General features: G+C 63.7%; 6 protein-coding genes. 4 read left to right on the top strand and 2 right to left on the bottom strand.

Annotated features, from left to right (window positions below; all coding sequences use genetic code 11):
* Positions 1-36: 36 nt before the first annotated feature.
* Both ACTS1X_RS03980 and carA read right to left on the bottom strand, forming a co-directional pair.
* Positions 37-420 carry a hypothetical protein gene (locus tag ACTS1X_RS03980; protein WP_442613083.1) on the bottom strand — a complete coding sequence of 128 codons (384 nt, stop codon included), beginning with the start codon at positions 418-420 and terminating at the stop codon, positions 37-39.
* Complete coding sequence (gene carA / locus ACTS1X_RS03975) at positions 417-1583, bottom strand: glutamine-hydrolyzing carbamoyl-phosphate synthase small subunit (RefSeq protein ID WP_442613082.1); 1167 nt, start codon at positions 1581-1583, stop codon at positions 417-419. The genes ACTS1X_RS03980 and carA overlap by 4 nt, the downstream gene beginning before the upstream one ends.
* Before the next feature lie 141 nt (positions 1584-1724).
* Here carA and ACTS1X_RS03970 point away from each other — a divergent pair, with 141 nt between their 5' ends.
* From ACTS1X_RS03970 to ACTS1X_RS03955, 4 genes are all read left to right on the top strand, one after another.
* Complete coding sequence (locus ACTS1X_RS03970; protein ID WP_442613081.1) at positions 1725-2183, top strand: GatB/YqeY domain-containing protein; 459 nt, start codon at positions 1725-1727, stop codon at positions 2181-2183.
* A 78-nt stretch (positions 2184-2261) separates the two neighbouring features.
* Entirely contained in the window at positions 2262-2963 is a 702-nt protein-coding gene (locus ACTS1X_RS03965) for a hypothetical protein (protein ID WP_442613080.1), read from the top strand.
* A gap of 60 nt (positions 2964-3023) precedes the next feature.
* The gene (dnaG, locus tag ACTS1X_RS03960; RefSeq protein ID WP_442613079.1) at positions 3024-4847 is read left to right on the top strand and encodes a DNA primase; all 1824 of its coding nucleotides are present in this window, start codon (positions 3024-3026) and stop codon (positions 4845-4847) included.
* A gap of 23 nt (positions 4848-4870) precedes the next feature.
* Positions 4871-5264: RNA polymerase sigma factor region1.1 domain-containing protein (locus tag ACTS1X_RS03955; RefSeq protein WP_442613078.1), on the top strand; the 394-nt coding region annotated here is incomplete at its 3' end.

Here is a 5264-nt window from a genome sequence, read left to right as displayed (position 1 = left end):
AGGAAGTATAGGAGATTTCGGTGCGGCGGGGCATCGCTATCCTTGGTAGAAAGCTGCAATAGAAAAAAGAGCAGCAATTATGGCTGCCGCCGAACCATATATTGGCCAGTCGTAAGTTCGTAGCCGACGCGCAGAAAATATTGGCTTACGCCTTGCGATAGACTGTCGCGCAGCTTCTTCTCCTAATGAAGTAATCGCAAAATTAGGATCTTTCTTCCCATCGAATTGCCCCCAACCCATCTCGATGAAGTGAGAACGGTAGCGGTCTAACTCTTCATCGCTAACGCTTAGTTCTAGTGCGTCGAACGCTGTTCTAAATCCCCAGAAGGTATCCTTTGACTGACCTAGACCATACCCAAGGTGCCGATGATACAGCATTTCTAGAACGTGCTGAGGTGGGTGAGGGAAATTCGCTTTCACCCCAACATCCCCACAAACTTCGCGAACAGATAGGCGCTGTCCTGCGGCCCGGGGCTCGCTTCCGGGTGGTACTGCACACTGAACGCGGGCCTGTCTTCCAGTTCCAGCCCGCACAGGCTGCCGTCGAACAGGCTCACATGCGTCGCTTTCACGCCGTCGGGCAGCGTGTCGATATCCACCGCGAAGCCGTGGTTCATGCTGGTGATCTCGACGCGGCCGTCCTCCAGCCGCTTGACCGGATGGTTGGCGCCGCGATGGCCCTGGTGCATCTTCACCGTCTTCGCGCCCATCGCCAGCCCCAGCATCTGGTGGCCGAGGCAGATGCCGAACAGCGGCTTGCCGGTGTCGAGCAGCCGCCGGATCACGGGCACCGCATACTCACCCGTCGCCGCCGGATCGCCGGGGCCATTGGCGAGGAAGATGCCGTCGGGCTCGTGGCGCATCACGTCGTCGAAGCTCGCCTCGCCCGGAACGACCGTCACCCGCGCGCCGGCATTGACCAGGTGGCGCAGGATATTGCGCTTGGCGCCGTAATCGATCGCCACGACATGCGGGCGGCTTTCGTCATCCCCCTGCCCTTCGGCATAGCCCTGGCCGAGCGTCCAGAGCCCGTCGCGCCATTCATATTGCTGCGTTGTCGAAACCGTCCTGGCGAGATCCATGCCCTCCAGTCCGGGCCACTCCGCCGCCTTGGCCTTCAGCGCATCGATATCGAATGTGCCCTCGGCATTATGCGCGATCACGCCGTTGGGCGCGCCCTGTTCGCGGATCCGCCGCGTCAGCGCGCGCGTATCGATGCCCGACAGGCCGATCCGGCCGTTGACCTTCAGCCACTGATCGTAATGCTGGCTCGAGCGGAAATTGCTGGGGTCGGTCACATCCTCGCGCACGATGCAGCCCAGCGCATGCGGATTGACCGATTCCATATCCTCGGCATTGGTGCCGACATTGCCGATATGCGGGAAGGTGAAGGTGATGATCTGCCCGGCATAGCTCGGGTCGGTCATGCTTTCCTGATAGCCGGTCATCGCGGTGTTGAAGCAGACCTCGCCGACCGCTTCGCCTTCCGCGCCGAAGCCGCGGCCCCAGATCACAGTACCGTCCGCCAGAACCAATACGCCCGTCGCTCCTTCAGGCGCATGATCGGGCTTGGCGTTCGCCATGGTTCGGTGATCCTGTCTCTTCGAGTCTGCCGGGCGCGCAAACGGCTGTCAGCTAGGAGGCGTCGCCCGCGCGGTCAATGCCTGTTCATTCGCTTTATCCCCAGCTAGGGAATTGGCATCGCATTGCAAAGGAAAGAGACGATGATCCGGGACGATATCAGGGCCGCGCAGGTGGCGGCGATGAAGGCGAAGGACGGCCCGCGCACGGCCGCGCTGCGCCTCATCCTCTCCAAGGTGAAGGACCGCGATATCGAGCTCAGGACCGAGGGCGGCGCCAAGGACGACGACACGATGATCGTCGAAGTACTTCAGAAGATGGTCAAGCAGCGCCGCGAGTCGATCTCGATGTACGAAAGCGGCGGCCGCCAGGAACTGGCCGATGCCGAGAAGGCCGAGGTCGCGGTTATCGAAGAGTTTCTGCCCGCGATGAAGAGCGACGCGGAAACCGGCGCGATCGTCGACGCGATCATCGCCGAAGTCGGCGCGCAAGGCCCTCAGGACATGGGCAAAGTCATGGGGCAGCTCAAGGCGCGCCATGGCGGCGAAATCGACATGGGCCGGGCGAGCGGACTGGTTAAGGCCCGGTTGACGGGCGGCTAGCGGGTTGACGCGACGGAACTTGCTGACGACATGTAGAGTTCGGTTCCCCGAAGCGGACACCCAAAACCAGGATATTCGATGCGTCGCCTTACCCTTTGCTGCCTGTTGCCCCTCGCTCTCGCCGCCTGCTCGGACGGGCCCGGCGAGCAGCCCTCCGACCCGGTCGACGACGCCACCCTCAGCGAACCCGTCAACATCATCGCGCCGACCGACTTCGCCTCGCTCACCCTGGGCGGCACGATCCAGGGCCCGCTCGGCCCCGAGGTGGAAGCCTCGCTGGTCGCGCTCGACGCGGCGCTCGGCGATATCGCGAGCCGGGTCCAGTGCCCGGAAGGGATCGATCCCTGCGACCCGGACGATGCGGAAGAGGGCACGATCTACACCTATATTCATGAGATTCGCCCCGGCTTCGACGGCCCCAACGATGCGCCGTTCGAGATGCCCGAAAATGTCCGGCCGGTCGAACGCGCGTCGAGTTTCGCCCTCGCCTTCCCCGCGCACGGCTTCACCGGAGTCGCCGGCTATTCGGTGCTCGATGCGGAAAACGTCCTCGCCGAGGGCTTCAACGCCTCGATCAGCTGCGTCGACGACCGGATCATCTGGAGCTTCCCGGAGGAATCGGGCTGGAGCACCGGCGAAACGATCACCTTTTTCTGGCAGTCGACCCAGCCGCCGAGCGGCCCCGACGGCGAATACCGGTTCATCGCCGACGGCCTGGAAGCCACCGGCCCGGGCCCGATGCCTACGCCGGGCGGCGAGATCGCCGGCGTGTGCGAGTAATCCCCAGCCGGGCGATTGAATTTCGCGCCGATCCGCGCTAACTTGGTTTATAATAGGGCTATGTCCCTTTCGCCTGCTTTTCTCGACGAACTCCGGATGCGGACGACGCTGTCCAGCGTCATCGGGAAACACACCAAGCTCCAGAAAGCCGGCCGGGAATGGAAGGCCTGCTGCCCGTTCCACAAGGAAAAGACGCCCTCCTTCACCGTCAATGACGAGAAGGGCTTCTATCATTGCTTCGGCTGCGGCGCGCATGGCGACGCGATCCGCTTCCTCACCGAAACCCGCGGCCTGCCGTTCATCGATGCGGTAAAGGAGCTGGCGGACGGCGCCGGGATGCAGGTCCCCGCCCCCGACCCCCGGATGCGCGAGCGGCAGGAGAAATCGGCCTCGCTGCGCGACGTGATGGAAGCGGCGGCGAACTGGTATGTCGAGCAGCTGAACGGCCCGGCGGGCGCCGAAACCCGCGCCTATCTCGAACGGCGCGGCATCACGGCGGAAACGCGGCGCGCCTTCGGCCTCGGTTTCGCGCCGGACGCGCGCGGCAAGCTCGAAGAGGCGCTCGGGGAATTTCCCCGCGACATGCTGATCGAGGCCGGTCTGATCGCCGTGCCGGACGATCGCGGCCGATCGCCCTATGACCGGTTCCGCAGCCGGCTGATGTTTCCGATCCGCGATCCGCGCGGCCGCGTGATCGCGTTCAGCGGGCGGATCATCGGGGACGGCAAGCCCAAATATCTGAACTCGCCGGATACGCCGCTCTTCGACAAGGGGCGGACCATCTACAATTTCGACCGCGCCTCGCCCGCCGCACGGGACACCAGGCGCATCATCGTCGTCGAGGGCCAGATGGACGTGATCGCGCTCGACCAGGCCGGTTTCGGCGAGGCGGTCGCGCCGCTCGGCACGGCGCTGACCGAGCACCAGCTGGCGATGCTGTGGCGGATCGACGAGGCGCCGATCCTGTGTTTCGACGGCGACGCGGCCGGGCAGAAAGCCGCCGCGCGCGCGATCGACCGCGCGCTTCCCGCGATCCAGCCCGAACGCACCCTCGCCTTCGTGCAGCTGCCGCCCGGGCAGGATCCGGACGACATCATCCGGTCGGGCGGCACGGACGCTTTGCGCGCGCAGTTCGAAAAACCGCTGAGCCTCGACGCGTTTCTTTGGCGCCATGAGGCGGCGAAGATCGACCCGACCAGCCCGACCGCGCGCGCCAAGCTCAAGCGGCGGCTGAACGAACTCGCCGGCGCGATCGGCGATCCCGCGATGCGCGAGGAATTCGGCCGCGACTTCCGCGAGCGTTTCTGGGACGCGTTCGGATGGAAGAAGAAGGAAGTCGATTTCGTCCGCAATGCGCTGGCGGCGACATCCGGACGCAATCGCCTTCAGGGGCTCGATCTCTATATCCGCGCGATCCTGCTCGGGCTGTCGCGCTATCCGGGCGTGATCCAGTCCCGGGCCGACCAGATCCAGTCGCTTCATATCGGCGAAGGCCTGCTCGCCCGCTGGCGGGACCTGCTCGTGGCGGCCGCTTTCGAGCGGCCCGACCTTGATGAAGACATGATCGAGACCATATTGGCCAGTGCGGAGTTGGAATCGGCGGAAAAGAGGCATTTCTGGCGCGATCTCGGCTTTTCCTTCTTCTATCCGAAGACGGATCCCGAAATTGCCGTCCGCGATCTCGAAGCCGCGATCGATACTATCGCCCGCAGCCAGGAGCTCGACGAAAATCTGGCAGATGTACGCGCCAATCTCGAACGGGCGTCGGAATCGGAAGATTTTGAAGGGGTCTGGAACAGGGAGTCGGAACGCCGCAAGCGACTGATGGAAGAAAAGCAGCGCTTGCACGATGAGTTGGAAACGTTAGGGGAAGCCGCAGCATAGCGGCGAAAAACACAAGGTTTTACATGGCAAAAGCAAAAACGGCGGCGAAAGACGATACCGACGCACCGGTTATCGATCTCAACCAGGCTTCGATCAAGAAACTGATCACCAAGGCGAAGAAGCGCGGCTATCTGACCTATGACGAACTGAACGAGGCGCTGCCGCAGGACCAGATGGCGTCCGAGCAGATCGAGGACGTGATGTCGGCGCTGTCCGAAATGGGCGTCAATATCGTCGAGAACGAGGATGTCGGCGAGGAAGAGGCCGCGGAAGCGAAGTCCGCGCCCAAGGCGGTGGACGGCGACGAGAAGAAGGTCGTCGAAGCCCCGGCGAAGAAGACGACCGGCGACCGGACCGACGATCCGGTGCGCATGTATCTGCGCGAAATGGGCGCCGTCGAACTGCTGAGCCGCGAGG

Origin of the sequence: Parasphingopyxis sp. (assembly GCF_052168275.1) — a bacterium.
Classification (GTDB): Bacteria; Pseudomonadota; Alphaproteobacteria; order Sphingomonadales; family Sphingomonadaceae; genus Parasphingopyxis.
The sequence above is the reverse complement of the archived record's forward strand: the minus strand, read 5'-3'. Positions and strand labels throughout refer to the sequence as shown.

Coding starts and splice junctions, on each gene's coding strand:
- carA (WP_442613082.1), bottom strand. CDS start 1,583: ATGGCGAACGCCAAGCCCGATCATGCGCCTGAAGGAGCGACGGGCGTA.
- dnaG (WP_442613079.1), top strand. CDS start 3,024: ATGTCCCTTTCGCCTGCTTTTCTCGACGAACTCCGGATGCGGACGACG.
- ACTS1X_RS03965 (WP_442613080.1), top strand. CDS start 2,262: ATGCGTCGCCTTACCCTTTGCTGCCTGTTGCCCCTCGCTCTCGCCGCC.
- ACTS1X_RS03970 (WP_442613081.1), top strand. CDS start 1,725: ATGATCCGGGACGATATCAGGGCCGCGCAGGTGGCGGCGATGAAGGCG.